At 47.1% G+C, this 24,609-nt stretch carries 27 protein-coding genes; all 27 read right to left on the reverse strand.

Annotated elements, in window-relative coordinates:
• Positions 1-4: 4 nt before the first annotated feature.
• Positions 5-556: a nitroreductase family protein gene (locus G9G53_RS11280; protein ID WP_134904001.1), complete on the reverse strand. Its 552-nt coding sequence runs from the start codon at positions 554-556 to the stop codon at positions 5-7.
• A gap of 155 nt (positions 557-711) precedes the next feature.
• The gene (locus tag G9G53_RS11285; RefSeq protein ID WP_039274735.1) at positions 712-1,095 is read right to left on the reverse strand and encodes a YraN family protein; all 384 of its coding nucleotides are present in this window, start codon (positions 1,093-1,095) and stop codon (positions 712-714) included.
• Positions 1,095-1,394 (reverse strand): EscU/YscU/HrcU family type III secretion system export apparatus switch protein, encoded by a 300-nt coding sequence (locus tag G9G53_RS11290; RefSeq protein ID WP_023988176.1) that lies wholly within the window; start codon positions 1,392-1,394, stop codon positions 1,095-1,097. The genes G9G53_RS11285 and G9G53_RS11290 overlap by 1 nt, the downstream gene beginning before the upstream one ends.
• Positions 1,391-3,517, reverse strand: a complete 2,127-nt coding sequence (locus tag G9G53_RS11295) for a DNA ligase (RefSeq protein ID WP_165147616.1) — start codon at positions 3,515-3,517, stop codon at positions 1,391-1,393. The genes G9G53_RS11290 and G9G53_RS11295 overlap by 4 nt, the downstream gene beginning before the upstream one ends.
• Positions 3,518-3,609: 92 nt before the next feature.
• Positions 3,610-4,257 carry a ribonuclease HII gene (locus G9G53_RS11300; RefSeq protein ID WP_165147619.1) on the reverse strand — a complete coding sequence of 216 codons (648 nt, stop codon included), beginning with the start codon at positions 4,255-4,257 and terminating at the stop codon, positions 3,610-3,612.
• 209 nt (positions 4,258-4,466) lie between these two features.
• Positions 4,467-5,327: a ribosome biogenesis GTPase YlqF gene (gene ylqF / locus G9G53_RS11305; protein ID WP_029514994.1), complete on the reverse strand. Its 861-nt coding sequence runs from the start codon at positions 5,325-5,327 to the stop codon at positions 4,467-4,469.
• A gap of 86 nt (positions 5,328-5,413) precedes the next feature.
• A complete protein-coding gene (gene lepB, locus G9G53_RS11310) occupies positions 5,414-6,040 on the reverse strand; it encodes a signal peptidase I (RefSeq protein ID WP_025721709.1) in 627 nt (208 codons plus the stop codon).
• Positions 6,041-6,141: 101 nt separating this feature from the next.
• Complete coding sequence (gene rplS / locus G9G53_RS11315; RefSeq protein ID WP_010346403.1) at positions 6,142-6,486, reverse strand: 50S ribosomal protein L19; 345 nt, start codon at positions 6,484-6,486, stop codon at positions 6,142-6,144.
• A 224-nt stretch (positions 6,487-6,710) separates the two neighbouring features.
• Entirely contained in the window at positions 6,711-7,529 is an 819-nt protein-coding gene (gene trmD / locus G9G53_RS11320; protein ID WP_029514996.1) for a tRNA (guanosine(37)-N1)-methyltransferase TrmD, read from the reverse strand.
• Positions 7,529-8,044 carry a ribosome maturation factor RimM gene (gene rimM / locus G9G53_RS11325; protein WP_013309864.1) on the reverse strand — a complete coding sequence of 172 codons (516 nt, stop codon included), beginning with the start codon at positions 8,042-8,044 and terminating at the stop codon, positions 7,529-7,531. The genes trmD and rimM overlap by 1 nt, the downstream gene beginning before the upstream one ends.
• Before the next feature lie 97 nt (positions 8,045-8,141).
• The gene (locus G9G53_RS11330; protein ID WP_013309863.1) at positions 8,142-8,372 is read right to left on the reverse strand and encodes a KH domain-containing protein; all 231 of its coding nucleotides are present in this window, start codon (positions 8,370-8,372) and stop codon (positions 8,142-8,144) included.
• A gap of 23 nt (positions 8,373-8,395) precedes the next feature.
• Positions 8,396-8,668, reverse strand: coding sequence for a 30S ribosomal protein S16 (gene rpsP, locus G9G53_RS11335; RefSeq protein WP_013309862.1), 273 nt, complete (start codon positions 8,666-8,668; stop codon positions 8,396-8,398).
• Between the two features lie 66 nt (positions 8,669-8,734).
• Positions 8,735-10,111, reverse strand: a complete 1,377-nt coding sequence (gene ffh, locus G9G53_RS11340) for a signal recognition particle protein (RefSeq protein WP_069011393.1) — start codon at positions 10,109-10,111, stop codon at positions 8,735-8,737.
• Between the two features lie 51 nt (positions 10,112-10,162).
• Entirely contained in the window at positions 10,163-10,531 is a 369-nt protein-coding gene (gene ylxM / locus G9G53_RS11345) for a YlxM family DNA-binding protein (protein ID WP_165147622.1), read from the reverse strand.
• Positions 10,532-10,697: 166 nt separating this feature from the next.
• Positions 10,698-11,348 (reverse strand): PAQR family membrane homeostasis protein TrhA, encoded by a 651-nt coding sequence (gene trhA, locus G9G53_RS11350; protein WP_025721713.1) that lies wholly within the window; start codon positions 11,346-11,348, stop codon positions 10,698-10,700.
• A 165-nt stretch (positions 11,349-11,513) separates the two neighbouring features.
• Entirely contained in the window at positions 11,514-12,530 is a 1,017-nt protein-coding gene (ftsY, locus tag G9G53_RS11355; RefSeq protein WP_025721714.1) for a signal recognition particle-docking protein FtsY, read from the reverse strand.
• A gap of 38 nt (positions 12,531-12,568) precedes the next feature.
• Entirely contained in the window at positions 12,569-16,138 is a 3,570-nt protein-coding gene (smc, locus tag G9G53_RS11360; RefSeq protein ID WP_165147625.1) for a chromosome segregation protein SMC, read from the reverse strand.
• Between the two features lie 255 nt (positions 16,139-16,393).
• A complete protein-coding gene (gene rnc / locus G9G53_RS11365) occupies positions 16,394-17,092 on the reverse strand; it encodes a ribonuclease III (protein WP_029515003.1) in 699 nt (232 codons plus the stop codon).
• A 12-nt stretch (positions 17,093-17,104) separates the two neighbouring features.
• Positions 17,105-18,343 (reverse strand): beta-ketoacyl-ACP synthase II, encoded by a 1,239-nt coding sequence (gene fabF / locus G9G53_RS11370; RefSeq protein ID WP_029515005.1) that lies wholly within the window; start codon positions 18,341-18,343, stop codon positions 17,105-17,107.
• A 228-nt stretch (positions 18,344-18,571) separates the two neighbouring features.
• Positions 18,572-18,805: an acyl carrier protein gene (locus tag G9G53_RS11375; protein ID WP_007429985.1), complete on the reverse strand. Its 234-nt coding sequence runs from the start codon at positions 18,803-18,805 to the stop codon at positions 18,572-18,574.
• Positions 18,806-18,913: 108 nt separating this feature from the next.
• Complete coding sequence (fabG, locus tag G9G53_RS11380) at positions 18,914-19,663, reverse strand: 3-oxoacyl-[acyl-carrier-protein] reductase (protein WP_039274753.1); 750 nt, start codon at positions 19,661-19,663, stop codon at positions 18,914-18,916.
• 50 nt (positions 19,664-19,713) lie between these two features.
• The gene (fabD, locus tag G9G53_RS11385; protein ID WP_165147628.1) at positions 19,714-20,658 is read right to left on the reverse strand and encodes an ACP S-malonyltransferase; all 945 of its coding nucleotides are present in this window, start codon (positions 20,656-20,658) and stop codon (positions 19,714-19,716) included.
• A gap of 81 nt (positions 20,659-20,739) precedes the next feature.
• Positions 20,740-21,729, reverse strand: coding sequence for a beta-ketoacyl-ACP synthase III (locus tag G9G53_RS11390; protein ID WP_029515009.1), 990 nt, complete (start codon positions 21,727-21,729; stop codon positions 20,740-20,742).
• Positions 21,730-21,737: 8 nt separating this feature from the next.
• A complete protein-coding gene (gene plsX, locus G9G53_RS11395; RefSeq protein ID WP_029515010.1) occupies positions 21,738-22,730 on the reverse strand; it encodes a phosphate acyltransferase PlsX in 993 nt (330 codons plus the stop codon).
• Complete coding sequence (gene fapR, locus G9G53_RS11400) at positions 22,714-23,310, reverse strand: transcription factor FapR (protein ID WP_039274761.1); 597 nt, start codon at positions 23,308-23,310, stop codon at positions 22,714-22,716. Before fapR ends, plsX begins: the two co-directional genes overlap by 17 nt.
• A gap of 281 nt (positions 23,311-23,591) precedes the next feature.
• A complete protein-coding gene (gene rpmF / locus G9G53_RS11405; protein ID WP_007429979.1) occupies positions 23,592-23,765 on the reverse strand; it encodes a 50S ribosomal protein L32 in 174 nt (57 codons plus the stop codon).
• Between the two features lie 186 nt (positions 23,766-23,951).
• The gene (locus G9G53_RS11410; protein WP_029515015.1) at positions 23,952-24,470 is read right to left on the reverse strand and encodes a YceD family protein; all 519 of its coding nucleotides are present in this window, start codon (positions 24,468-24,470) and stop codon (positions 23,952-23,954) included.
• Positions 24,471-24,609: the final 139 nt, after the last annotated feature.

The raw sequence follows: 24,609 nt of genomic DNA on the forward strand, positions 1-24,609 counted from the left end.
AAGATTATTTGTCAAACAAGGTCAGCTTATCGGCTGCCGGAGTACGTGGCCTTGATTCTGGGATAACGTCAGGATAGCCTGCATATATCATTCCTATTACCTTCTCACCCGGTTGGATTCCCAAATGTTCACGGAACTTAGGCGAGTATAAAAATGGCTTTGTCACCCAAAACGTTCCGATCCCTTTGCTCCATGCAGCAAGCATAAAGTTTTGAACAAGCGCGCTGACTGCTGCAAAATCCTCATCCCAAACCGCTTGACGCGGATCTTCTTCCATCACCACTAAAAGCTGAATCGGGTTGTGCAGAATTCCACTCTCAAACTTGTTGTCTTTACCAATATCGGCTGCAATGGCTTTTGCAAGCTTTTTCCGTCCTTCGCCAGCAAACAACAAAAAACGCCACGGTTCACGCATTTTATGATTAGGAGCCCACACAGCGACGTCCAACAGTTCTTTAATTGTATCTACCGGAATGGAGTCGGATTTAAATCGTTTAATCGTTCGACGTTCCTGAATTACATCTATGACATGTTCACTAAAGGTATGCTTTGTCACGTAAATCCTCCTTCACAGGTACAACTTCTCGATATTCATTTTAAGATGAAAATGATAACTATTCTCAATAAAATATACCTGTAGCTTTCCTTTCTGTCAACCTGCACATTTGAATTCAGTCCCGCACTCTTACCTTCGCAAAAGCTCTTACTCTTTTAAAATGCACCTATTAAATGGTCCGTAACAACTGCCTTTTCGTCAGTTAATTGTACAGAAATCATGTCAAAGCGGATTGGAGCATCTCCAATCCCATTCATATGCAAATATACAGCAGCTGTTTGGCGAACTTGGGCTATTTTACGCGCAGTAACTGATTCTGCTGGCGTTCCATATTTGGAGCTACTACGACTACGTACCTCAATAAACACGAATGTATGCTCCTGCTTGGCAATCAGATCTATTTCACCACTGCGGCATCGCCAATTACGCTCTATGATACGGTAACCCAAGTTTTCTAAAAACAAAGCCGCTGCCTCTTCGCCCATCGCTCCTTTGGCTTTCCGTTGATCCTTGCCTCCAGCCTTCATCTCATTCCTCATCACCAGTCATCCCTTGATGCAAGTCGATCCATTTGATAAATATAGGTAAGCACCTCTGCCACCAACTGATAGAGCTCAGCAGGGATTTGTTCGTCCAAATCAAGTTTGGATAGTACTTCAACCAGCGCAGCGTCCTCCTGTACCGGAACACCATGTTCTTTAGCTTTTTCTAAAATGCTATCCGCAATACGGCCGCTCCCTTTGGCAACGACAATCGGTGCTTCGCTCTCACCAGGCGTATATTTAAGGGCGACCGCCTTCTTTATGGAAGGAGAAGGAGGCTCCAACGGCTCTTTCATATTTTAAGATCGACTCCTTTATACGGCTGAGGTACATAGCTTTGTACTTCAGAAGAGACGAGGCTGTTCTGTTCAGTCCTTATAGGCATGGGCTCGGTACGAAGCGATAGAAGTTGGTATCCTAGTGACTCCAATGCTGTGTGAATGGACTCACGCCCACTGGTTAACAACGATGCCGCCCATTCATGATCATTATGGAGCTTGACACTTACAATCCGATCTACAACCTGGACATCTACCAGGGTCCGTCCAAGCCCCTTCATGTCCAAATCAAACCAAAGACGACAGTTGGAGGCGTCCAGTTCTCCCCGTTTGCCGCGGCGAGACTGAATCTGGATCGTAGCTGTTTCACGACCGTCCGGTCCAACGAACGGTATAAACATGTGTACTTGTGCAAAAGGCGCCGTTCGGTCTGTATTGAGCAGCAACTGCTGACCTGTCAGGTGCTGTACAACCTGCTGAGCCGCCTCTTTCAAAGCGGGCGGCAGGTCGTCACTGCTCATCAGCTGGAGCAGCGCACCTTTTACGGTGGCTGCGTCTGCTGACACTGTGTCGCCTGACGTAGCCGCTAATCCCGGCAGTGTCTGGGGCATTCCCTCTGGCGACCCCATACGTGCCGTCGCCCCTTGCGCGACCTGTGTAGTCGCGCGGTGCACTTGCTGCTCATGCTCTGCACCGAGCAGCTTCAGTACGCGGCCCACCCACGGATCCTCCGTGGGGGTGAGCTGCGGGCTGGATGCCGCAGGCTGTGAAGCAGCGGCATCCGCAGTCCGCGAGGCGCCAGCCGCCGGCTGCGCTACCTCTCCCGTGGACTGGTCTGGTGCAGCCGTGCTCAGTTCGGGTGGCACGGCTGCACGCAGCTCTTGCAGCAGGAGGCGCAGCCGCTGGAGCGGCGCCTCTGGCGCAGTAACGTTGTTCGCCGCGGATGGTAGCGTAGAGCCAGCGGCTTGCTGTGCGGAAGGACGGTCTGCCATGACTGCGTTTAAGGCAGACTTCGTCCCCGTAGGCTCTGCCGTGGCCGGAGTTGGAGCACCATCGGCATCCTTAAGCTGCGTACCTGCCGCAGTAGCTTGCTGTTGTTGCTCCGCTTTGACGCGGGAGCCGTTTAATGCATCAGCAGCGCCCGATTCAGACGCATTGGCACCAGCATCCAATACCACTGGCGCTCCTCGCCCGCTAACTGCTTGCGGTTCTTCTGAAGCAGTCCCGTTGGATGCAAATGCAGTAGATCCCGCCGAAGTATCCGAATCTGTAGCCAAAACACTCGCTTTGCTTACTGTAGCAGCGAGATTGGCTGCCTGAGTCCCTTTTAACAATTCCTTGCCACCTGTGACTTGTTGTCCTGTTTCTGCCTGTTTTGTAGCAGCAGAGGCAGAAGCATCCTTGGACAATGTTAAAGCTTGGCCTTCCTGTCCATCTGCAATCACCACAGAAGAAGTGCCTGTTGGACTAACTGACGTTCGGTCAGTGCTTTTTATTGTGGCTGCTTCCCCTACTGAACGGTCAGTAGGCGTTCCCTGTCCTTGCTGCTTTAACACCGCTTCAAGTTCTTGCTCCAGCGAAGACAACAGATCATTTAAAGGAGGCCCAAACATCGCTTGACGCAATCCGTTTATGCTTTCTGCCGTCAATGGAAGTCCCCGCTGAAAAGCAACTGCCGCCGCCTGCACAAACGTTCCCAACTGTACATTGCCACTTTGCTTCGCCATAGCTTCTCGCAAAGAAGCCGCATTTTCAGATGTCAACGGCACACCATTCTTTTGCATTGCCTGTATAAGCTTCCTGTTCTGAGCTGTATCCGGCAGTCCCACCGATTCCAATACATCTGTCAGCGCTACGGTTTGCTGTGGTGTATTGGCCACATCGTTCAAAGGTTTAAGCACCGTCATTCCGCTGGGGGAAGCCGGTTGAACCTGAAACGTTGTAGTCTGCCCAGGTTGAAGAGGGGTCTCCAGCTTTGCCCTGACCTGAGAACCTTGTATTTGCAATACAGCCTCGTCGCCGTCCTCAGACACCTTTAATACGACTCCTCTTACGACCTGGCCTGGCTGCATATCAAGTTTTTTTGCCTCTCCCGCCTTCACATCTCCAAGTAATCCCCGAAATACAGATCCGATGTTCATATCGCCCCTCCTCTCACTCTCCCCCTACTCAAAAGGGGCTTATGGTATTAGTTATCCTTTATATCGGCATTGTCCCGATTCATAATAAGTAATCACAGATCAAACAGCGTCGGTTGCTCCGTCAACAGATTTCCCAGAAAGCTGCGTCTATGCATCTTTGTAGGTCCTAGCGCCAAAATTTGTTCCCTATGCAACTTGGTAGCGTAACCTTTATGTATACCGATCCCATATTCCGGATACTTCGCATCCCATTCACCTTTGCACAGCCGATCACGGGTTACCTTGGCGATGATAGAGGCCGCCGCAATAGACTGACTGTTCGCATCTCCTTTAATAATAGAGAGCTGAGGAATAGGCACTTCTACCTTTTCTGCATCCACCAGTAAATAATCAGGAGACACATGTAAAGCCTCAATAGCCTGCTTCATAGCCAAACGAGCTGCTTGCTTAATATTGATATCATCAATCGTCTGCGCATCTACATAGCCAACTCCTACAGCAATGGCCTTCTCCATAATCAGCTCGTAGTACGCTTCTCTCTTCTTATCCGTCAATTTTTTGGAATCATCCACACCTTCCAGTAACTCACCCACTGGTAAAATGACTGCTGCGGCCACAACATCACCAAACAGACATCCGCGACCTACCTCGTCAATTCCTGCAATCCGCTCACAAGACTGCTCCCAGCATTTTTTTTCATAATGTAGCATGTCCTTCACTACAATCTCTTTATCTTCCATATTCAATACCTTCCCATCTATATGTAGTTTAACGCGTCATTCATGCCGTAGCTCTAGCGATTGAATTCAGCTTACCACAGACCTTCACCGTCCAAAACCCTTTTCTAACTGCCTTCAAATACCAAAAAAACCTTCCTCCTCTCCGGAGAGATGGGGAAGGTTCTTCCTTGCCACAAAATGCTGTGTTCTGTATCGGTGTACCTGTAGAATCAGTAAGGAGCTTCCAGACTGAACCGTCCCAGCTTCCCTGCACGCAGCTCACGCAAAATGATTTTTGACGCCTTTTCGAGATCCACACGTCCGCCACTAACAATACAGCCGCGTTTACGTCCGATCGCTTCCATGACGTTGACAATTTCATCAGGATTTTCTGTATCTTCAGGACGTTTGGTGAGCTCAAAGCGCTCTGCCATTACATCCCAATAGTACTGGACCAAATATTTAGTCGCAAAAAAAGCAATATCCTCGACATTCAGAATTTCTTCCTTGATCGCACCTGTAACAGCCAGACGATAGCCTACATTCTGATCCTCGAATTTAGGCCATAGAATACCTGGTGTATCCAGCAATTCAATTTCACCGATCTTGATCCACTGCTGTGCCTTCGTTACCCCTGGACGGTCACCCGTAGCTGCAATATTACGTCCCGCCATTCGGTTGATCAATGTCGATTTACCGACATTCGGAATACCAACAATCAAACCACGCATAGGACGCGGGTTCATTCCCTTCCGAATCTGCCGATCTATCTTTTCCTTAAGCAACAGCTTAGCCTGAATCGGGATTTCTTTTAGCCCCGTTCCAGTTGTGGCATCTACTGGTAAGGCCACATGCCCCTGCTCCTTAAAGTAGGCAATCCATTGCTGTGATACTACGGGGTCCGCCAAATCTGCTTTATTCAATATAATCATTCGCGGCTTGCCTTGCAAAATATCATCAATCATTGGATTTCGGCTGGAGAGCGGCAATCGAGCATCAATCAGCTCAATAACCAAATCAATCAGCTTTAATTTTGCTTCAATTTGGCGGCGCGCTCTGGTCATGTGACCAGGAAACCATTGAATCGTCACCGTCATCACCCCATTGTGCGTAACTCCAACTTTTACCCTTAGGCTCTTAGTTAGGATTACGGCAGCTATGCTGCTTATTAGTTATTCTAGTGGTTAATCCACTGCATATCTTTCGCCGGCCAGAAAATAACGTCAGCCCGACCCACGACTTCTTTCAAATCAATATATCCGATCATCCGACTGTCTGTACTATTGGAACGGTTATCTCCCATTACAAAAATATGCCCAGCCGGAACTTTTCCATCCTTAAACTTCTCATTTGGAAAATTTGTAAACTTGTTGTAAAGCTCGCCATTTTGATGCGCTTCTTCCAAAGGAGCTTTCAGGTAAGATTCCTGAATCGGCTTGCCATTTACTGTAATTGTGTCACCTTCTACCTTGACCGTATCTCCTTCAACGGCAATGACGCGTTTGATAAAGTCTCTTCCTTCCTCCGGCACATGAAACACGATCACTTCTCCTGGTTTAGGGGCACGGAAATCATACAAAATCTCATTCACAATGACGCGTTCTCCGGTATGAAAGTTAGGCTGCATCGACGGGCCATCCACAATAAACGGCTTAAAGAGAAGCCAGCGGATTAAAAAGACAAGCACTAACGCAATAATGATGGCCTTGAGCCACTCAAAAATCTCATTTTTTGGTTTACGCTTGGGCGTACCATCCTGATCAGTTGGCTGCTGTACAGCTCCTTGTCCTACTTCTTGCTCCATAGCTCACTGTCCTCTCTTTACGGTCAATAATCCACAGTTCCCTATGTACTTAGAAAAAACGAAAGGAGCTTGTAACCAAGCCCCTTTCGTTATTCGTTGTATTAACGACGAATTTCTTTAATTCTCGCTGCTTTACCGCGCAGTTCACGAAGATAATAAAGCTTCGCACGACGCACTTTACCACGGCGAGCCACGTCGATTTTATCGATTTTCGGGGAATGAAGCGGGAAAGTTCTTTCCACACCTACACCGTAAGAAATTTTACGAACTGTAAAAGTCTCACTGATTCCACCACCACGGCGTTTAATTACAACACCTTCAAACAACTGGATACGCTCACGAGTTCCCTCAATAACTTTCACGTGCACTTTCAAAGTGTCACCAGGACGAAAGTTAGGCAAATCTTTACGCAGTTGTTCTTCAGTGATCGCTTGGACGATATTCATCTATGACTCCCTCCTTCCGTACAGGTGTTCATGCTTCTTCTGGAAACACAACCGTTTCCTTCATCATCCACAGAGGACCACCGTATTACACACAACAGATGTATTGTATCATGGAGGATACCGCATTGCAACAACAAAAAGGGATTTGACCAAACATTATTTAATTGACTTTATTATAGAACAGGTCACTGCCTGCTTTCAAATCCACTCATGTTTAAAGCGTTTTAATGCTTGTCTTCCAAAAAGTCAGCTTTGCGTTGCTCCTCAATCCACACGCGCTCCTTGCCTGTCAGTTCAGCTTGTTCCAATAGATCCGGTCGGCGTTCCATCGTGCGACGTAACGCCTCTTGTCGTCTCCAAGAATCAATATTGACGTGATGCCCTGACAGGAGTACATCGGGGACTTTCCAGCCCCGAAACTCCGCAGGCCGGGTATAATGGGGGTACTCCAGCAGCCCCGTACTAAACGAGTCCGTTACCGCACTCGTTTCGTTCCCCAGAACTCCTGGAAGCAACCGTGTCACACTGTCAATGACGGTCATGGCTGGAAGCTCACCACCAGTCAATACATAATCTCCGATAGAAAGCTCATCCGTCACCAAATGCTCTCGAATACGCTCATCATAACCCTCGTAATGCCCACATATAAAAATAAGATGGTCCTCTTTAGCCAGCTCTTCCGCTTTCTTTTGCGTAAAAGTCTCGCCTTGTGGACACATCAAAATGATACGCGGAGATTTTATGTCTGTGTTACGTTCTACCCCTTCAAGTTGGTTAACTTCATCGGCAGTCTCTAATGTTGGTTGCTCTGATTTATCCAACAGCGCTTCCACAGCAGCAAAAATAGGGTCAGGCTTCAAAACCATGCCGCCCCCACCGCCATAGGGCGTATCATCCACTTGTCCGTGTTTGTTGCCGGCATACTGACGAAAATTAACCGCTTGCAGTGATACAATTCCCTTATCCCTTGCTTTTCCCAGAATGCTTGCATTAAATACTCCATCAAACATCTCTGGAAACAGGGTCAGCACATCCACCCGCATTACAGCAGACCTTCCATTAACCGTACCGTAACTCGTTTTTCACGCACGTTTACATCCAAAATAACATCTTCTATATACGGCAATAGCAGTTCCTTGCCTTTAGGCATTTTGACTACCCATACGTCATTGGCTCCCGGAGTCAAAATTTCCTTGACCACGCCGAGCTCATTTCCGTCCTCGGTCACCACTTCCATGCCGACTACTTCATGAAAATAGAATTCATTTTCTTCCAATTCGCCTAACCGCTCAGCAGATACCTTCAACAATGTACCTTTATATTTTTCAACTTCATTAATATTGTGATATTCCTTAAATTTAGCGACAACCATATTTTTTTGAAAACGCGCTGTTTCAACAGTTACGGGGATCGGTGCTTTACCTTCAGCCGGAACAATCAAAAGCTCACTGCCTTTTGCAAAGCGATCCTCTGGAAAATCTGTCGTCGTTAATATTTTTAGCTCCCCACGGATTCCATGGGTGTTCACAATTTTTCCGACATTAAACAATTGTTGCATCGTGTTCCTCCTGCTTGTAATCGGTCCCGCTCCATATCATCTTCATCATGTACGAAAAAGGGTTAGGACATACATCCTAACCCACTTTCGTATATCTTTAAGATATGATGTCTACGGTAACCCGTTTATCCATCTTAACGGCTGCTGATGCAACCACAGTGCGAAGCGCCTTGGCGATACGACCCTGCTTACCAATGATCTTGCCTACATCCTCAGGATGTACACTAAGCTCATATACAACAAGCCGATCCTTCTCCAAGGTCTTCACGGTTACATCTTCCGGATGATCGACTAAAGCCTTAGCAATGATTATCACTAATTCTTCCATGGTTGACCCTCCGTATCAGCACCTTATTTCTGTAGTTTAGACTCATGAAACTTTTTCATTACGCCCGCTTTGCTAAGCAAGTTACGGACTGTGTCGGATGCTTGTGCACCATCTTGCAACCATTTCAGCGCTTTATCTTCATCAATTTTTACAACCGCTGGTACTGTGATTGGGTTGTAGTAACCGATTTCTTCGATAAAACGACCGTCACGCGGGGAACGAGAATCAGATACCACGACGCGATAGAAAGGAGCTTTATGTGCACCCATACGTTTCAGACGAATACGAACTGCCACGAAAATTCACCTCCTTCAAAAAGTAGACTGTATATTGTTATCCATAATTCCAAGGGCCTATTGGCCTTAGCGGAAAGGAAACTTCATACCTTTACCCATACTCTTTAACTGCTTCATAGCCTTGTTTTTGCCACCCTTAGGTCCCATCATATCTGAGAACTGCTTCATCATGCGACGCATTTCGTCAAATTGCTTTATCAGACGATTTACCTCAGCCAGTGATGTTCCACTGCCTACAGAAATACGTTTGCGACGGCTATGATTAATCATGTCTGGGTTTTGCTTCTCCTGTGTGGTCATAGAATGAACGATAGCCTCAATTCGGCCCATCTGTTTGTCATCCACTTTGATATCTTTCATTTGCTTCATATTGCCCATACCGGGAATCATATCAAGAATCTGGTCGATTGGGCCAAGCTTCTTAACTTGATCCATTTGCTCCAGAAAATCTTCGAAAGTAAACTCGGCATTACGCATTTTCCGTTCCATTTCCTTCGCCTTATCGGCGTCGATATTGGACTGCGCTTTTTCAATCAGGGACAACATGTCACCCATACCTAAAATCCGTGAAGCCATCCGTTCAGGATGAAACGGCTCCATCGCATCCAGCTTTTCACCCAATGTAGCAAACTTGATCGGACATCCCGTTACAGCTTTAACCGATAAAGCTGCGCCACCACGAGTGTCGCCATCCAGCTTCGTCAGTACAACTCCCGTCAACTCTAGGCTAGTATTAAAGTGCTCCGCAACGTTAACCGCGTCCTGCCCCGTCATGCTATCTACAACCAGTAGAACTTCATCCGGGTTGACGTTGGTATGAATCTGGCGCAACTCTTCCATGAGTTCTTCATCAACATGAAGACGACCGGCAGTATCTATAATAACGTAGTCATTTCCATTATCCTTAGCATGCTGCAAACCCTGTTTTGCGATTTCCACTGGGCTTGTCTGATCTCCCAGAGTAAATACAGGAGTATTAATCTGCTCCCCAAGAACCTGAAGCTGCTTGATCGCGGCTGGTCTATAAATATCACCAGCTACAAGCAATGGGCGATGATTTTGCTTTTGCAGCAATTTCGCCAGTTTACCAGATGTCGTCGTTTTACCTGCGCCCTGGAGACCCACCATCATAATGACCGTAGGCGGTTTGTTTGCTTTGGCAAGCTTGGCCTGACTGCCACCCATCAATTCGGTCAGTTCCTTGTTCACGATGTCGATGATGACCATGCCTGGCGTAAAGCTGTCCATCACTTCCTTACCAACGGATTTCTCCTTTACCTTGGCAATAAAGTCCTTTACAACCTTGAAGTTAACGTCCGCCTCAAGCAAAGCTAATCGTACTTCGCGCATCGCCTGAGCTACATCATCCTCAGACACTTTTCCTTTACCGCGCAGTTTACTGAATACATTTTGCAAGCGAGTCGATAATCCTTCAAATGCCATACTTTCGCACCTCCTTGTCTACCAGGGTTGTTTGTTCTTAATCTATATGTCCTACAGTTCCTGCAGGCGATTTACAATTTGATGGACATGTTGCAGAGTGCCTTCATCGGATTCACCGATTTTACCGAATGCCTCATACAACGTCTTATTTAATTCATCGAGATCTTGGATTCTGCGCTCATACTTACTTAGCAAACCAAGCTTTACCTCGTACATTTCCAATACCTGTTCAGCACGTTTAATATGTTCATATACTGCCTGACGGCTAATTTGAAATTCCGATGCAATTTCCCCTAAAGAAAAATCATCATGGAAGTAATATTTTAAAAACATCTGTTGCTTCTCTGTAAGCAGAGGTTCATAGAAGTCAAACAGTCGGTTAATCCGGTTTGTCTTTTCCAGCCGATTCTCCTGACTCATCTTGTATACCTCCATCGTCAAGGAAAAACACTTTACAGTTCTTTTCAACGTTCCTTATGATACCTAAAAGAAAAGAAGATGTCAAGCGTTATCCCTTGTCATACAAAAAAAAGCCGATCCACTGTCCTTAAACGGAAGTACGGATCGACTTTTTACCCATTGTTACTTAAACCCTTACTGGAGTAAGATACAGCAGAACAGCCAGAAAATGAAGTATGCTGCCTGCCAGAACAAACAGATGCCAGATCGCATGGTGATATGGAAATGCCCGCCACACATAGAAAATCGTGCCCAACGTATACATAAGGCCACCTACGAACAATAACGTCATCCCTCCGGCGGGAACAGTCGCAACCAGAGGATTCCAGGCAATGGTGATGAGCCAGCCCATCACAATGTAAAACACGGTAGACATAAATAGGAAGCGCTTGGTGAAGAAAGCCTTGAACAACACACCGAACAGTGCAATCCCCCAAATCACTCCAAATAGTGTCCATCCCAGAGTACCTCGCAGTGCAACGAGCATAAACGGGGTGTAGCTACCTGCAATGAACAGGTAAATGCAAGAATGATCGAATATTTCGAACAAATCCTTCATTTTTCCTTCACGCAGGCTATGAAGCAACGTTGAATTGGTGTACAACAGCAGCATCGTAATCCCGTAAATCGTAAAGCTGACGACATGCCAAGTGGTTCCTTTCATGCTAGCAAAAACAATAAGCAACACAAGCGCTGCCACGCTTAAAACGGCTCCAATTCCATGTGTAATGGCGTTGGCTACTTCTTCCCGTCGGGAGTAGGTATAGGTGTTTGCCATCGGTTTTTCACCCGGCTTCCTGATTTATATTTTACATACAAGATACATTACATATACGACATCGACAGACCTCTTGCTTTCATTATACATCTGGGCAAACTTGAACAGCAACAGGATGGCTACTTAGTTATCCCAAACGTAGCATGAAAGCCCACTTTAAACGTATCAGTTCTGTTCTTCCTCGCCTGTAGCAGTTGCTTCGACCGTCTCTTCCTGAATCAACCCCGCGAACAACGCATGAACGAATTGCTCGGAATCAAACGGTTGAAGATCATTCACTTTTTCACCTAAGCCCACCAGCTTAACAGGCAAATTCAGCTCCTGACGGATGGCCACAACAATCCCGCCCTTCGCTGTACCATCCAACTTCGTTAGTACCAGCCCGGTTACACCGCTTTTCTCACCAAACAGCTTGGCTTGGTTAAGTGCATTTTGTCCAGTCGTCGCATCAAGTACCAACAACACTTCATGAGGAGCATCTGGAATTTCGCGTTGAATCACACGGAAAATTTTGTTCAGTTCCTCCATCAGATTGCTTTTATTCTGAAGACGTCCTGCGGTATCACACAACAAAACATCCACTTGTCGCTGCTTGGCAGCCTGTACGGCATCAAACATAACTGCAGCCGGATCGGAACCGGATTGCTGCTTAATAACCTCTACACCTGCCCGCTCGCCCCATACCTCCAACTGTTCGATCGCACCCGCCCGGAACGTATCTCCGGCAGCCAATAATACTTTTTTGCCCTCTTGTTTAAAACGATGAGCTAACTTGCCAATGGTTGTCGTTTTGCCGACGCCATTGACTCCCACGAATAGAATGACTGTAATTCCGTCAGGACTCATTTTGAGCTGACTGTTGTCATTCCCCCGCAGCAACTCGGACAGCTTTTCCGACAATACAGGCTGTAATTCGGATGCATCCTCAATTTTGCGCTTTTTCACTTCTTCTCGCAGGTCTTCAATGAGGTTCATAACCGTGTTGACGCCTACGTCCGCTCCGATCAGAATTTCTTCCAGTTCCTCATAAAATTCCTCATCAATCTTTTTACGGCGAATCATCAAGTCCGTTACTTTTTCAACAAAACCTTTACGTGTTTTTTCCAATCCATCTTTGAACTGTTTTGTGACCGATTCAGTTTTGTTTGCAATGCTTTCCTTCAATTTCCTAAAGAAACTCATGGATTCCCTCCGTTGGTCTGAAAGTATGTTATTTAATGTCAGGCAATCTCAGCTTCATCGTTGTCCAGCTTGACAGATACGAGTTTGGAAACCCCGCCTTCCTCCATCGTAACCCCGTACAGCACATCAGATTCTTCCATTGTGCCCTTGCGGTGTGTGACTACAATGAACTGTGTCTGCTCCGAGAATTCTCGTAAATACTGGGCAAAACGCACCACGTTTGCTTCGTCCAATGCAGCCTCTACTTCATCGAGTACACAGAATGGAACAGGTTTAACGTGTAAAATGGCAAATAGTAACGCCATCGCTGTTAACGCACGCTCACCGCCCGACAGTAGCTGCAAATTTTGCAGTTTTTTGCCCGGTGGCTGAGCTACGATGTCAATTCCCGTCTCCAATAAGCGTTCCGGGTCAAGTAACACGAGATCAGCACGTCCGCCTCCGAACAGCTTGGAGAATACCGTTCCAAATTCGCGCCGAATAGCATCGAACGTAGTCTTAAAGCGTTTGGACATTTCTTCATCCATTTCACGAATAACCTGATAAAGTGTTGTCTTGGCCTCCACCAAATCAGACTTTTGCTCATCAAGAAACGTATAACGCTCATGCACACGCTGGTATTCATCAATGGCGCCCAGGTTCACCTCACCCAACGCGGAAATACCACGTTTGAGCCTTTCCACCTCGCTCTGCGTACCTTCAATATCTTCCGGTATAGGGTAACGCTGCTTGGCTAACTCATAGCTGAGTTCATAATCATCACTTAATTTTTTCAGAACGTTTTCCAGTTCCACATCAAGTCGATTTACTCCAATTTCCGTTTGACGAAGCAACTCCTCCACTGACTTGAGCTGAATTCGCTGTTCTTTTGTATCGTTTTCAGCCACTTCAAGCTTTTTGGACAAGCTGCTGCGTGCAGCCCGCTTGAATTCCAGTTGCTGTGCGGCTTCTTCCTTTTTCAAACGGTATTGATTGAGATTTTCAATCTGTTTCACGGTCTCCTGCTCATTGGTCAGCAAATCTGCTTCGATGGAAGCAAGCAACGTTTTGTTTTGTCTTGAATCCTTACCAAGAGTATCATAATCCCCACGCAATCTGCGCAACTGCTCTTCCAATGAAAAGCGTTCCTGGTCCAGCTTTCCTTCTCTTACTTTGAGATTCGTGAGCTCTCCCTGCAACTGCTCTTTGGCAGATTCGTTGGCTTTACGGGCGAATTCAGCAGCGTGAATGGCCTGATGCGTTTTCTTTTCTTCTTCCTCCAGCGCAGCTAACTTTACCAACGCTTCTTCCCGGGAAGTTTCCAACTCCTTGATTTCCTGATCAAAGCCCTTTTTCTCCTGACCAGACGCAGCGACCTGCTCCAGAACATGACGAAGTTCATGCTCCAGTTGCTTAAGTTCCATTGCCATCTGTTGCTCTTCACCGCGCTTCACATCGCCGCCCTGACGCAGCTCGTCCAGACGGGTCTGTGTCTCCTCCAACTGGCGTTTGGTATCTATTGCACTCTGGCGCAACCTTGCAATTTGCTGCTCCGTATCTACAATGTCTTGATCCAACTGATCCAACTGACGTTTGCGTCCAAGCAGATTAGCATTTTTCTTGAACTGGCTTCCACCAGTCATGGAACCCCCTGCATTGACAACATCGCCTTCCAAAGTGACAACGCGGTATCTATATTGGCAACGAGCCGCAATACGGTTTGCGTCTTCCAACGTACGAGCAATGACCACATTCCCCAAAAGACTGCCTACAATTCCGGCATATCGATCATCATACTGAACAAGATCTGCACCGATCCCGACAAAGCCTTCAGCTCCTTCTGCAATTTGGCGTTCCCCTGCGCCGATTTGACGCGGGCGGATAACATCCATAGGCAAAAATGTCGCTCTGCCCAGTTGACGTTGCTTTAGAAAACTGATTGCCTGTCTGGATACGGATTCATTTTCCATCACGATATGCTGAACTGAAGCACCCAAAGCAGTTTCCATTGCCTGCTCTAAATGCTCAGGCACCCGAATCAGCTCTGCTACCGCTCCATGCACACCGTGCAAGGTTTCTTTTCGTGCAGCCTTCAATACCTCTTTAACTCCAAGCATGAAGCCGTCAAAGTCATCCTGCATTTCCTTCATTGTATCTCGCCGTGAAATTTGAGCCTCACGTTTTTGTTCCCATTTACGAACTGTACCCTGGTTTTCTTCCAAAAGTTTTTGCAGGGCCTGGTACTTTTCACTTCCCTGAATATAGCCACTACGCAAACTACTGATTTCCTGCCCCAGCTTCTGAACCGCAGCTTCCAATCCCTTTTTGCGCTGTTCAAGTTGTACTTTCTGGGCTTCCCATTTGCCGGATTCGTCACTTACGCGAGTCACACGCCGTTCCAATGCTTCCTTCTGTTGGTCTGTATAACGGATTTCGTTACGCGCCTGCGCCATCTGATTCATCAGCTCCAGCAGACCACCCTTTAGACTTTCTTCCTGCTCCTGGCTGATTCCGCCTGTAACTCCAATCAGTTTGGCCTCTTCGTCAGACAGCCGCGCACGCAACTCGTCAAGCTCTACATTCAGTGCAGACAGCTTTTCGTTCAGCTGATCCAGTTCACTCTTGCGCTCGGAATGCCGTGATTCGCTTGTACTAAGTGATAAGATCAGTTGTTCCCGATTAGCCGCCAGATTGCGTGTGCGCTCTTTGAGCAATTCGCCGTAGCCTTCACTTTTCTCCGTCGCTTCACTGTATTGCAGCAGATCCCTTTGCAACTGTTCTACTTGCTCTTCCAGCTGGCGTAATTCGTTGCGGTCGCTTTCCAGCATCGCATCATGGCGGGATACCACCGTGGACAACTGAAGTTGCTCCTGCTGCAGCAAAGCTAATTTGGAAGTCGCATCGCTCCACGAAGTATGAATTTGTTCAATTTGATGGACGTACATAGAGATTTCTTTTGATTTCAATTCACCGCGTAGCTCTTTAAAATGAATCGCCTTTTCAGACTGCTCCTTAAGCGGTCCAATCTGATCCTCCAGTTCACTAACTAAATCGTGAATACGCAGCAAATTTTGCTCCGTCTCATCCAGCTTGCGAACCGCATCTTTTTTACGGGATTTATATTTTACGATACCCGAGGCTTCCTCAAAAATACCTCGACGATCCTCAGATCGAGTACTTAGGATTTCTTCAATGCGTCCCTGCCCAATAATGGAATAAGCTTCTTTACCAATCCCTGTATCCATAAACAGCTCTGTAATATCTCGGAGTCTGCATGATTGCCGATTAATGAAATATTCACTATCCCCACTTCGATGTACACGTCGCGTTACCGTAACTTCACCAAAATCCAGAGGCAACGCCTGATCTTCATTATCCAACGTAAGCGATACTTCACCGTAATTAACAGCCTTACGAGCATCACTACCTGCAAAAATAATGTCCTCCATTTTGCCGCCACGCAGTGATTTGGCACTCTGTTCGCCCAGCACCCAACGAATCCCGTCGGAAATATTACTTTTTCCGCTTCCGTTGGGTCCGACGACTGCCGTAATGCCGCGGACAAATTCCATTTCCGTTTTATCTGCAAACGATTTGAAGCCCGCCAGCTCAATGCGCTTTAAAAACATGCTCAATCTCACCTCTAACATTTCAAATATGCTTGTACAACACCGTTTACCTGATTGATATGAATTATCCCTATTGTAGCATAAACTAGCTTGTTTAAAGCACAGTACCAACACTCACATTACACCAGCAAGCCACGAAAAAAGAGCAAAACGCAGTCCATTCGCCATTACGGGCCGGGACTCCCCGCGGACTGCCCTTTGCTCTTACTTTGTGCCCCCTGCTTGCGTAACCCGTCCGGGCTGCTCAGGTACCGATTACGATTCTGCCAGCTTCAAACGGTTTAAAGCTACTGCCGCCGCTTGCTGCTCTGCTTCTTTTTTGGAGCGCCCCGTACCTGCCCCTAGCCGTTCGCTGTCCATATATACCTCGGCTACAAACTCGCGCTCATGGGCTGGTCCGCGCTCCTCTACAATCTTGTATTCAAGCATCCCCATGTTATGATGCTGTGTCAGTTCCTGAAGCTCTGTTTTGAAATCACTCATCTGAAGTTTACCATTTAATACAATTTGAGGAAAAATATAATGTTCCAGAAACGAACGGACGGCCTCCAGACCCTGATCCAAATAAAGCGCACCTACGAACGCTTCGAATACATCAGCCAACAGAGCCGGACGAGTACGTCCACCTGTCAACTCTTCACCTTTTCCAAGCAGCACATATTGCCCGAACTCAAGCCCGACAGCAAACTTCACCAGAGAAGGCTCACAGACAATAGCTGCACGCAGCTTGGTGAGTTCGCCTTCGGGTCGGTTAGGGTACTGATTGTACAATTGCTCGGACACCGTCAATTCCAGAACAGCGTCACCTAAAAATTCAAGACGCTCATTGTCTGCATGCTGACTGAACCGATGTTCGTTTACGTAGGAAGCGTGCGTAAAGGCCTGCTTCAGAAGCTGCCGATTGTTGAATTGAATATGAAGTTTCTGCTGTAATTGCTTCAAGTCTCCACTCAACGAACTGACCCCTTATGCTTCATATTTTTTTAGAATAACCGTAGCATTGTGACCGCCAAAACCAAAGGAATTGGACATAACCACATTCAGTTCCGCTTTTCTCGGCTTATTAGGTACATAATCAAGATCGCATGCCGGGTCTTGATTATCCAAATTAATCGTTGGCGGAATCGTCTGATGCTGAAGGGCGAGACCACAGATCACGGCTTCAACGCCGCCCGCTGCACCCAATAAATGCCCTGTCATCGACTTAGTTGAGCTGATCGCTACCTTATAGGCATGATCTCCAAGCGTTTTCTTAACTGCTTCCGTTTCGGATTTATCACCGACTGGCGTAGACGTACCATGTGCATTGATATAATCAATCTCTTCAGGATTCAATCCAGCGTCACGGATCGCCATTCTAATGCAGCGTGCTGCTCCCTCTGGATCAGGCTCTGTCATATGATGAGCATCGCCAGAAAGACCGTAGCCAATCACTTCACCGTAAATACGCGCACCACGCTTCAAAGCATGATCCAACGATTCCAGAATAAGAACACCAGAGCCTTCGCCCATAACAAACCCGTCTCTTTCGGTATCAAAAGGGCGGCTTGCCTTTTCAGGCTCGTCGTTACGCGTGGACATCGCTCGCATGGAACAAAATCCAGCCATACCAATCGGACGGATAGTCGCCTCAGCTCCTCCGCAAATCATGGCGTCTGCGTCACCGCGCTGAATCATGCGGAAGGAATCGCCAATAGCATGACTGCCCGTGGCACAAGCCGTAACTGGTGATGTATTTGGGCCTTTAGCACCGAGCGAAATCGACACTTGACCGGAACCCATATTAGCAATCATCATCGGGATGAAGAAAGGGCTTACGCGTTTAGGTCCTTTTTCAATCAGTGCGTTGTGCTGATCTTCCCAAGTTCCCAATCCGCCAATACCGGAACCGACAGATACACCAACACGCTCAGCTTCCGCATTTTCTCCGATTACAAGTCCGCTGTCCTCAAGCGCCAATTTACTAGCAGCAACCGCAAACTGCACAAAGCGGTCCATTTTACGCGCATCCTTACGTTCAATATAATCCTCTGGATTAAAATCTTTAATGGAAGCGGCTATTTTCGTAGTGTACTCACTTGTATCGAAAGCTTCGATTTCACTGACGCCGGATTTTCCGGCCATCAGATTATCCCATAGTGTGTTCAAATCCTGTCCCAGCGAAGTGATTACACCCATTCCTGTTATGACAACACGTTGTTTCAAAGATAATCACCTCTATGTCTACTGCATATTGTATTTTAAGACCGCACACTTTTGTGCGTAAAAATAATATAGAATCAACTAAAGTTAGTAATGCGGCATACTTCTCAGCCTTTGACTAAGTTAAGCTGAACCAAACTCAAAAACACGCAGCAATTCCGCCTTTAGTTCAATCTGTATAATTAGGAGAAAGTCCCGCCTGTAACAGAACGGGACTTTTGATGACATGAATTAGGTATGAGATTGTATGTACTTCACAACTTCACCTACAGTTGTAATTTTCTCTGCATCTTCATCAGAGATTTCCATATCAAACTCATCTTCCAATTCCATTACCAATTCAACTACATCGAGAGAATCAGCGCCTAAATCATCTTTAAAAGATGCTTCAAGTGTAACTTCGGCTTCGTCGGCTCCCAAACGGTCAACGACAATGCGTTTTACGCGCTCCAATACATCGGACATCCGGCTCACCTCCTCTTAGGTATTATACGAAAATTACAATTAAAATGCCATAGAAGAGAGTTTTCTTTGACAACTCTTCATCGGGGCATGCAGATTGGCAACATGCTACTACATATACATGCCGCCATCCACATGCAAAGTCTGGCCCGTCATATATGAGGAAGCATCCGAGGCCAAGAACAGCACCACGTCAGCAATTTCCTCAGGCCGTCCAAGACGGGCCAGCGGAATACCGCTAAGCATATTGTCACGCAAATCATCAGCCAGTACCTGTGTCATCTCAGTATCGATGAATCCGGGAGCTACACAGTTCACTGTAATACCTCTCGATGCAAGCTCTCGAGCAGAGGATTTGGTAAGACCAATCACCCCTGCTTTAGCAGCAACGTAGTTGGCTTGTCCTGCGTTGCCAAGGACACCAACCACGGAGGAGATATTGATAATTCGGCCAGAACGCTGTTTCATCATTGGACGTGTTGCCGCCTTAAGACAATTAAACACACCCTTCAGATTCGTTTCGATCACCTGATCGAATTCCTCTTCCTTCATGCGCATGATTAAATTATCTCTTGTTATGCCGGCATTATTCACCAGGATGTCAATCTTGCCCCAAGCGCCAATCACATCCTTGATCAACTGATCTGCTTCGTCAGCGCGACCGACATTAGCCTGAACTGTAATAGCCTCCACACCTTTGGCACGAATCTGCTCAGCTACCTCAGTCGCAGCCGCTTCACTGCCAGCATAGTTTACCGCCACATTAGCGCCTGCATCAGCCAGCGCCAGCGCGATACTACGGCCAATTCCGCGCGACGCTCCCGTAACGAGCGCCGTTTTTCCACTTAATGGCTTAGACATCATAGTCCTCCCTTGCAAGTATATAACCCGTTAAGGCAATGATTATACTTTTAACGGGCCTCCAAGGCTTCCGTTACAGAAGCAATCGACTCCAGGCTACTTATATTATACAGCTTAACCGTTTTGTCGATTTTTTTAACCAGTCCAGTCAAAACACTTCCCGGTCCAAACTCAACAAAAGTGTCAACACCTTGTTCCAGTAGCCATGCTACACTGTCTTCCCACAGTACCGGAGAATAGACCTGATCCACCAACAGTTGGCGGATTTCACTCCCCTCACGTACAGGTTTAGCTGTTACATTAGCCACCACCGGAATCTGAGCTTCAGAGAAAGTTACAGTCCCCAACTTGTCTGAGAGCTTGGTCGCTGCTTCCTTCATCAATGACGAGTGGAAAGGACCGCTAACCTCCAGAGTAATAGCACGCTTGCCGCCTGCTTCCTTCACACGTTCAGCGACAGCAGCTACGCCCTCCTTCGTACCAGATACAACAATTTGTCCAGGACAATTGATATTAGCTAGTTCGACCAGTTGACCAGACTCCGTAATATCACGGCACAATGCTGTCAATGCTTCACGATCAGCTCCCAACACAGCAGCCATACCGCCTTGTCCATCAGGAATAGCCTGTTCCATAAACTGACCACGTGCACGAACAGTCTCAACCGCATCCGCAAATGCAAGGACACCTGAAGCAACTAGCGCGCTGTACTCTCCTAGACTGTGTCCAGCTACATAATCGGGATGAATGTCCATTTTTTCCTTGAACGCTTCATACAGCGCAATGCTCGCCGTTAACAGTGCAGGCTGCGTATTGGATGTTTGCTTCAAAGCTGTGTCTGGCCCTTCAAAAACCAGTGTGCTTAGTGCGAACCCTAACCGTTCGTCCGCTTGGCGAAATACTTCTGTTGCAGCTGGAACTGCTTCATAAGCATCTTTAGCCATACCTACAGCTTGTGAACCCTGACCGGGGAATATAAATGCCGTTTTGCCCATCGTGTATGCACCTCTCTATATCCAATGCTTGTCCTGTAAAACACTACACAAATTCAATATTATATCAAAAATTCCATCTTATTACCAGACAAGAACCGACGCTCCCCAGGTCAAGCCACCGCCAAAGCCCACCATTAATACACGGTCGCCTTCCTTCATGCGGCCTTCCTCAGCTGCTTCTACTAGGGCGAGAGGGATTGATGCTGCGGATGTATTCGCATATTTATGAACATTAACAACTACCTTTTCCTCTGGCAAATCCAGACGTTGCATCGCCGATTGGATGATGCGAACATTGGCTTGATGTGGAACGAACAGATCAATATCATCTTTGGACAGCCCTGCTTTTTCCAACACATCAACCGTTGCCGTTCCCATAACACGAACCGCGAACTTGAACACTTCGCGTCCGTTCATGTAAATATAGTGCTGTTTATTCTCCAGTGTGTCTGCACTCGCAGGCAAACGCGAGCCACCAGCTTCCAGCTTAAGCAAGGTTCCACCTGCGCCTTCAGCCCCGAGATCAAAGGATTGGAATCCTCTGCCTTCAGGCACTTCGCCAATCACTACAGCTCCTGCACCATCTCCGAATAGGACACAGGTATTGCGGTCGGTATAATCTGTAATCCGAGAAAGACAGTCTGCCCCAATGATTAACGCATTATTATAAATACCTGTCTTAATGAAGCTCGTTGCCGTAGCCAGTCCGTATACAAAACCCGAGCATGCCGCAGACAAATCGAAAGCCGCTGCGCCTTTGGCTCCCAGTTTGTCCTGAAGAATGCAGGCAGTTGACGGAAACGCCATATCCGGTGTAACCGTAGCTACAATAATTAAATCCAGATCCTGTGCCGTCATACCCGCGGACTCCAACGCCTTAATTGCTGCTTCATAAGCTAAATCAGATGTAGCCTGCTCTGGAGCTGCAATATGGCGCTCCTGAATCCCTGTACGGCTGACAATCCATTCATCACTTGTTTCTACGATTGCTTCCAAATCTTTATTGGTCAGAATTTTCTCAGGTACGTATTTCCCTGTTCCGATAACACCAACCGGCCGTAATTTATTCATATCGTCACTCACTTCCTGCTGATTTCCTTGGATATACTTTCCACCAACCGGTTTTGCAAGGCCGTACGAGCCTGCCTTACCGCATTTTTGACGGCAACGCCGTCAGACGAACCGTGACTTTTCAGGACGAGTCCACTCAAACCCAGCAAAGGAGCCCCGCCATGCTCTTTATAATCCAATTTACCTTTCAGACTGCGGAGCTCAGGCATAATCAAGGCTGCCGCAAGCTTGGTCTTCAAGGATTTGGTGAATTGCTCTTTTAAGAGAGAAAATATGGCCCCCGCTGTACCCTCTAGTGATTTTAGCATGATATTTCCAGCAAATCCATCACACACCAGTACGTCGCAATTCCCAGTTAACACATCTCTCGATTCAACATTACCCACAAAATGGACAGGTAACTGCTCAATAAGTGGAAATGCCAACTTCGTCAGTTCATTGCCCTTCCCAGCTTCGGTCCCCACATTCAGCAGACCCACCCTTGGAGAAGCCACACCGTGAACTTTCTGACGATACAAGCTCCCCATCAGTGCATACTGGGCAAGATGCTCAGGCTTGGCATCCATATTGGCTCCCAAGTCAAGCGCCAGAATACCCTGATCGTCAATCGTCGGTATCATCGGCGCGAGAGCCGGACGTTCAATGCCCTCCATTCTTCCAACCACCAGCAACCCCGTGGTCATTAGCGCGCCTGTATTACCTGCAGATATCATGGCATCCGCTTCGCCTTCTCTGACCATTCGACCAGCTACGACCATTGAAGCATCCTTTTTGCGGCGCACTGCCTTTACAGGCTCGTCCTGCGCATCTATCGTTTCGGATGCATGGCGAATGCTGAGGTTCGTCGGCAACGCTCTACCATTCAGAACCGATTCAATTCGTTCCCGGTCACCAACCAGCGTAATGTCCGTATCCTTCCATTCCGCCGCCGCAGATAGCGCGCCCTCTACTGTCGCCTCAGGAGCATTATCTCCCCCCATGGCATCAATGGCGATCCGCATGCTGACTTCCTCCTTCGCTATACTCTTCCTCCGTGGAGCGATAAATGACAAAGTTGCCTTGGAACACCATTTCTTCTCCTACGTAGGCGAAAACTTCCACTTTAGCCTTCCCTTTTTGTTCTGGATTTGAACGTACATATGCCTTGGCAATGCACTTTTCACCTAAATGAACCGGGCGGACAAAGCGTATATCCGCTGATGCAGTCAATGCTATCTCATCATTAATCACAGCAACGGCCAATGAATTGGCCTGAGCAAATACATAATGCCCCCGCGCAATGCCAGTACGCGAAAAAACATGTTCCTCTTTAATCTCAAAAATCGAAATACCGCTTCGATCCAACTGCAGATCAACGATATCCCCGATCACTTCATGCAAAGGCAAGGAACGAACCTGGTCGTAGGAGCGCTCAGCCATCAGCTTTAGCCGTTCCCGCAATTCCGGGATTCCCAGCTCCATCCGGTCCAGCCGAATAGTCTGAATACTCACCTTCAGCTGTCTTGTCAATTCCTGATCCGTTACGAATGGATTATCATCAATTAATTGAGTCAGCCGCTGCTGTCTCTGTCTCTTCGGCAAACGTTCGATGTCAGTGACGCCTCCTTTCCCTACAATAAACCATCGTTCAGACGACAGTTCGGGTTACTTTACTTCACTTTCTAACGGCGAAACTTCAAGCCGATTTGTCTTCTTGTATGTATAAAGGAACCCCTTCGGCCCTTCTTTCTTAGAACCTGGTACTAAAACAGTATATAGCATGCTGACGTAAAAAGGAAGCATGCAGACAAAAAAAGTAGCGCCTCACTGAAGTGAAGCGCTACTTTTTCTGCGAAGATTCCAAAGAATCCGCTTATCGGACATTATTGAGAGATGATCTCTCTAGCTTTGTACGTTCCGCAAACTTTGCACACATGGTGAGCAAGTTTCAATTCGCCGCATTCGGAGCATTTCACCATACCTGGTACTGCCAGTTTAAAGTGAGTACGACGTTTGTCGCGACGAGTTTTGGATGTTCTCCGTTGAGGTACTGCCATTATTCCCACCTCCTTAACCAGATCAACCCCGCATAACGGGTATGACTTCTTATCTCATTCAAGACTGAAGAAAATGCCAGAAGCAATTATCTTACAGCCGGTGAATCAAGCCTGCAACATCCACGCATCGGTTCTGTAACTTTCCGGCACAAGCGGATGATGATTTTTCAGAATTGAACTCAATTCTCATTTAAAAAAATCCTTAAGCCCTGCCAGACGCGGATCAATCTTTTCCGTATCGCCATCGCTACTGTCATCGGAGCCAATACTCCAGTTTTGTCCGGTCTTTGGTGCGATTCCCTGACAATCCTCACTGCACAAAGGCGCAAACGGCACATGCAGTACAAACAGTTCTTCACAATACGGTGCAATGTCGAAGGAGTCCTCCGTCACTGCGATAAAATCGCCATCTTCATCCTCCTCTTCAACACTCGAAGAGGTTTGCTTGAACCGTTCACGGAATTCAATCTTTAAATCCTCGTGCATCGGGCTTAAACAGCGTGAGCAGAGCATGTCCAGACCTGCGGTCAACGTGCCTTCCACGCTCATCAACCCTTGACCCAGACTAACGGCGACCAAGTCGGTCTCCAGCGGGGAAACGGCCGTAACATCAGCACGATCATCCACCAATTCACTCACATTAAGAGATTCACGGATAGGAAAAGGACCGTCACTTGTTGCTACTTTGCGAAAAAATAGTTGCATCACTATCACTCCAAACAAACAAAAATTATTATACCGACTGATCGAGTCGTTTGTCAACACCTTTCACTTTACACCACTCACAAATCCACCGGTTTTCCAATGGTTCGACAAGTTTTATGCAGAAGCAAAAATGCATTGT

The organism is Paenibacillus sp. EKM206P, assembly GCF_011066155.1.
Lineage (GTDB): Bacteria > Bacillota > Bacilli > Paenibacillales > Paenibacillaceae > Paenibacillus > Paenibacillus polymyxa_D.

Bases quoted from the DNA above. Each gene is read 5' to 3' on its own strand.
- G9G53_RS11285 (WP_039274735.1), bottom strand. From the start codon at position 1,095: ATGAGGAATGAGATGAAGGCTGGAGGCAAGGATCAACGGAAAGCCAAA.
- G9G53_RS11290 (WP_023988176.1), bottom strand. From the start codon at position 1,394: ATGAAAGAGCCGTTGGAGCCTCCTTCTCCTTCCATAAAGAAGGCGGTC.
- G9G53_RS11295 (WP_165147616.1), bottom strand. From the start codon at position 3,517: ATGAACATCGGATCTGTATTTCGGGGATTACTTGGAGATGTGAAGGCG.
- G9G53_RS11300 (WP_165147619.1), bottom strand. From the start codon at position 4,257: ATGGAAGATAAAGAGATTGTAGTGAAGGACATGCTACATTATGAAAAA.
- lepB (WP_025721709.1), bottom strand. From the start codon at position 6,040: ATGGAGCAAGAAGTAGGACAAGGAGCTGTACAGCAGCCAACTGATCAG.
- rplS (WP_010346403.1), bottom strand. From the start codon at position 6,486: ATGAATATCGTCCAAGCGATCACTGAAGAACAACTGCGTAAAGATTTG.
- trmD (WP_029514996.1), bottom strand. From the start codon at position 7,529: ATGCGGGTGGATGTGCTGACCCTGTTTCCAGAGATGTTTGATGGAGTA.
- rimM (WP_013309864.1), bottom strand. From the start codon at position 8,044: ATGCAACAATTGTTTAATGTCGGAAAAATTGTGAACACCCATGGAATC.
- G9G53_RS11330 (WP_013309863.1), bottom strand. From the start codon at position 8,372: ATGGAAGAATTAGTGATAATCATTGCTAAGGCTTTAGTCGATCATCCG.
- ffh (WP_069011393.1), bottom strand. From the start codon at position 10,111: ATGGCATTTGAAGGATTATCGACTCGCTTGCAAAATGTATTCAGTAAA.
- ylxM (WP_165147622.1), bottom strand. From the start codon at position 10,531: ATGAGTCAGGAGAATCGGCTGGAAAAGACAAACCGGATTAACCGACTG.
- trhA (WP_025721713.1), bottom strand. From the start codon at position 11,348: ATGGCAAACACCTATACCTACTCCCGACGGGAAGAAGTAGCCAACGCC.
- ftsY (WP_025721714.1), bottom strand. From the start codon at position 12,530: ATGAGTTTCTTTAGGAAATTGAAGGAAAGCATTGCAAACAAAACTGAA.
- smc (WP_165147625.1), bottom strand. From the start codon at position 16,138: ATGTTTTTAAAGCGCATTGAGCTGGCGGGCTTCAAATCGTTTGCAGAT.
- G9G53_RS11375 (WP_007429985.1), bottom strand. From the start codon at position 18,805: ATGTCCGATGTATTGGAGCGCGTAAAACGCATTGTCGTTGACCGTTTG.
- fabG (WP_039274753.1), bottom strand. From the start codon at position 19,663: ATGTCTAAGCCATTAAGTGGAAAAACGGCGCTCGTTACGGGAGCGTCG.
- fabD (WP_165147628.1), bottom strand. From the start codon at position 20,658: ATGGGCAAAACGGCATTTATATTCCCCGGTCAGGGTTCACAAGCTGTA.
- G9G53_RS11390 (WP_029515009.1), bottom strand. From the start codon at position 21,729: ATGAATAAATTACGGCCGGTTGGTGTTATCGGAACAGGGAAATACGTA.
- plsX (WP_029515010.1), bottom strand. From the start codon at position 22,730: ATGCGGATCGCCATTGATGCCATGGGGGGAGATAATGCTCCTGAGGCG.
- rpmF (WP_007429979.1), bottom strand. From the start codon at position 23,765: ATGGCAGTACCTCAACGGAGAACATCCAAAACTCGTCGCGACAAACGT.
- G9G53_RS11410 (WP_029515015.1), bottom strand. From the start codon at position 24,470: ATGCAACTATTTTTTCGCAAAGTAGCAACAAGTGACGGTCCTTTTCCT.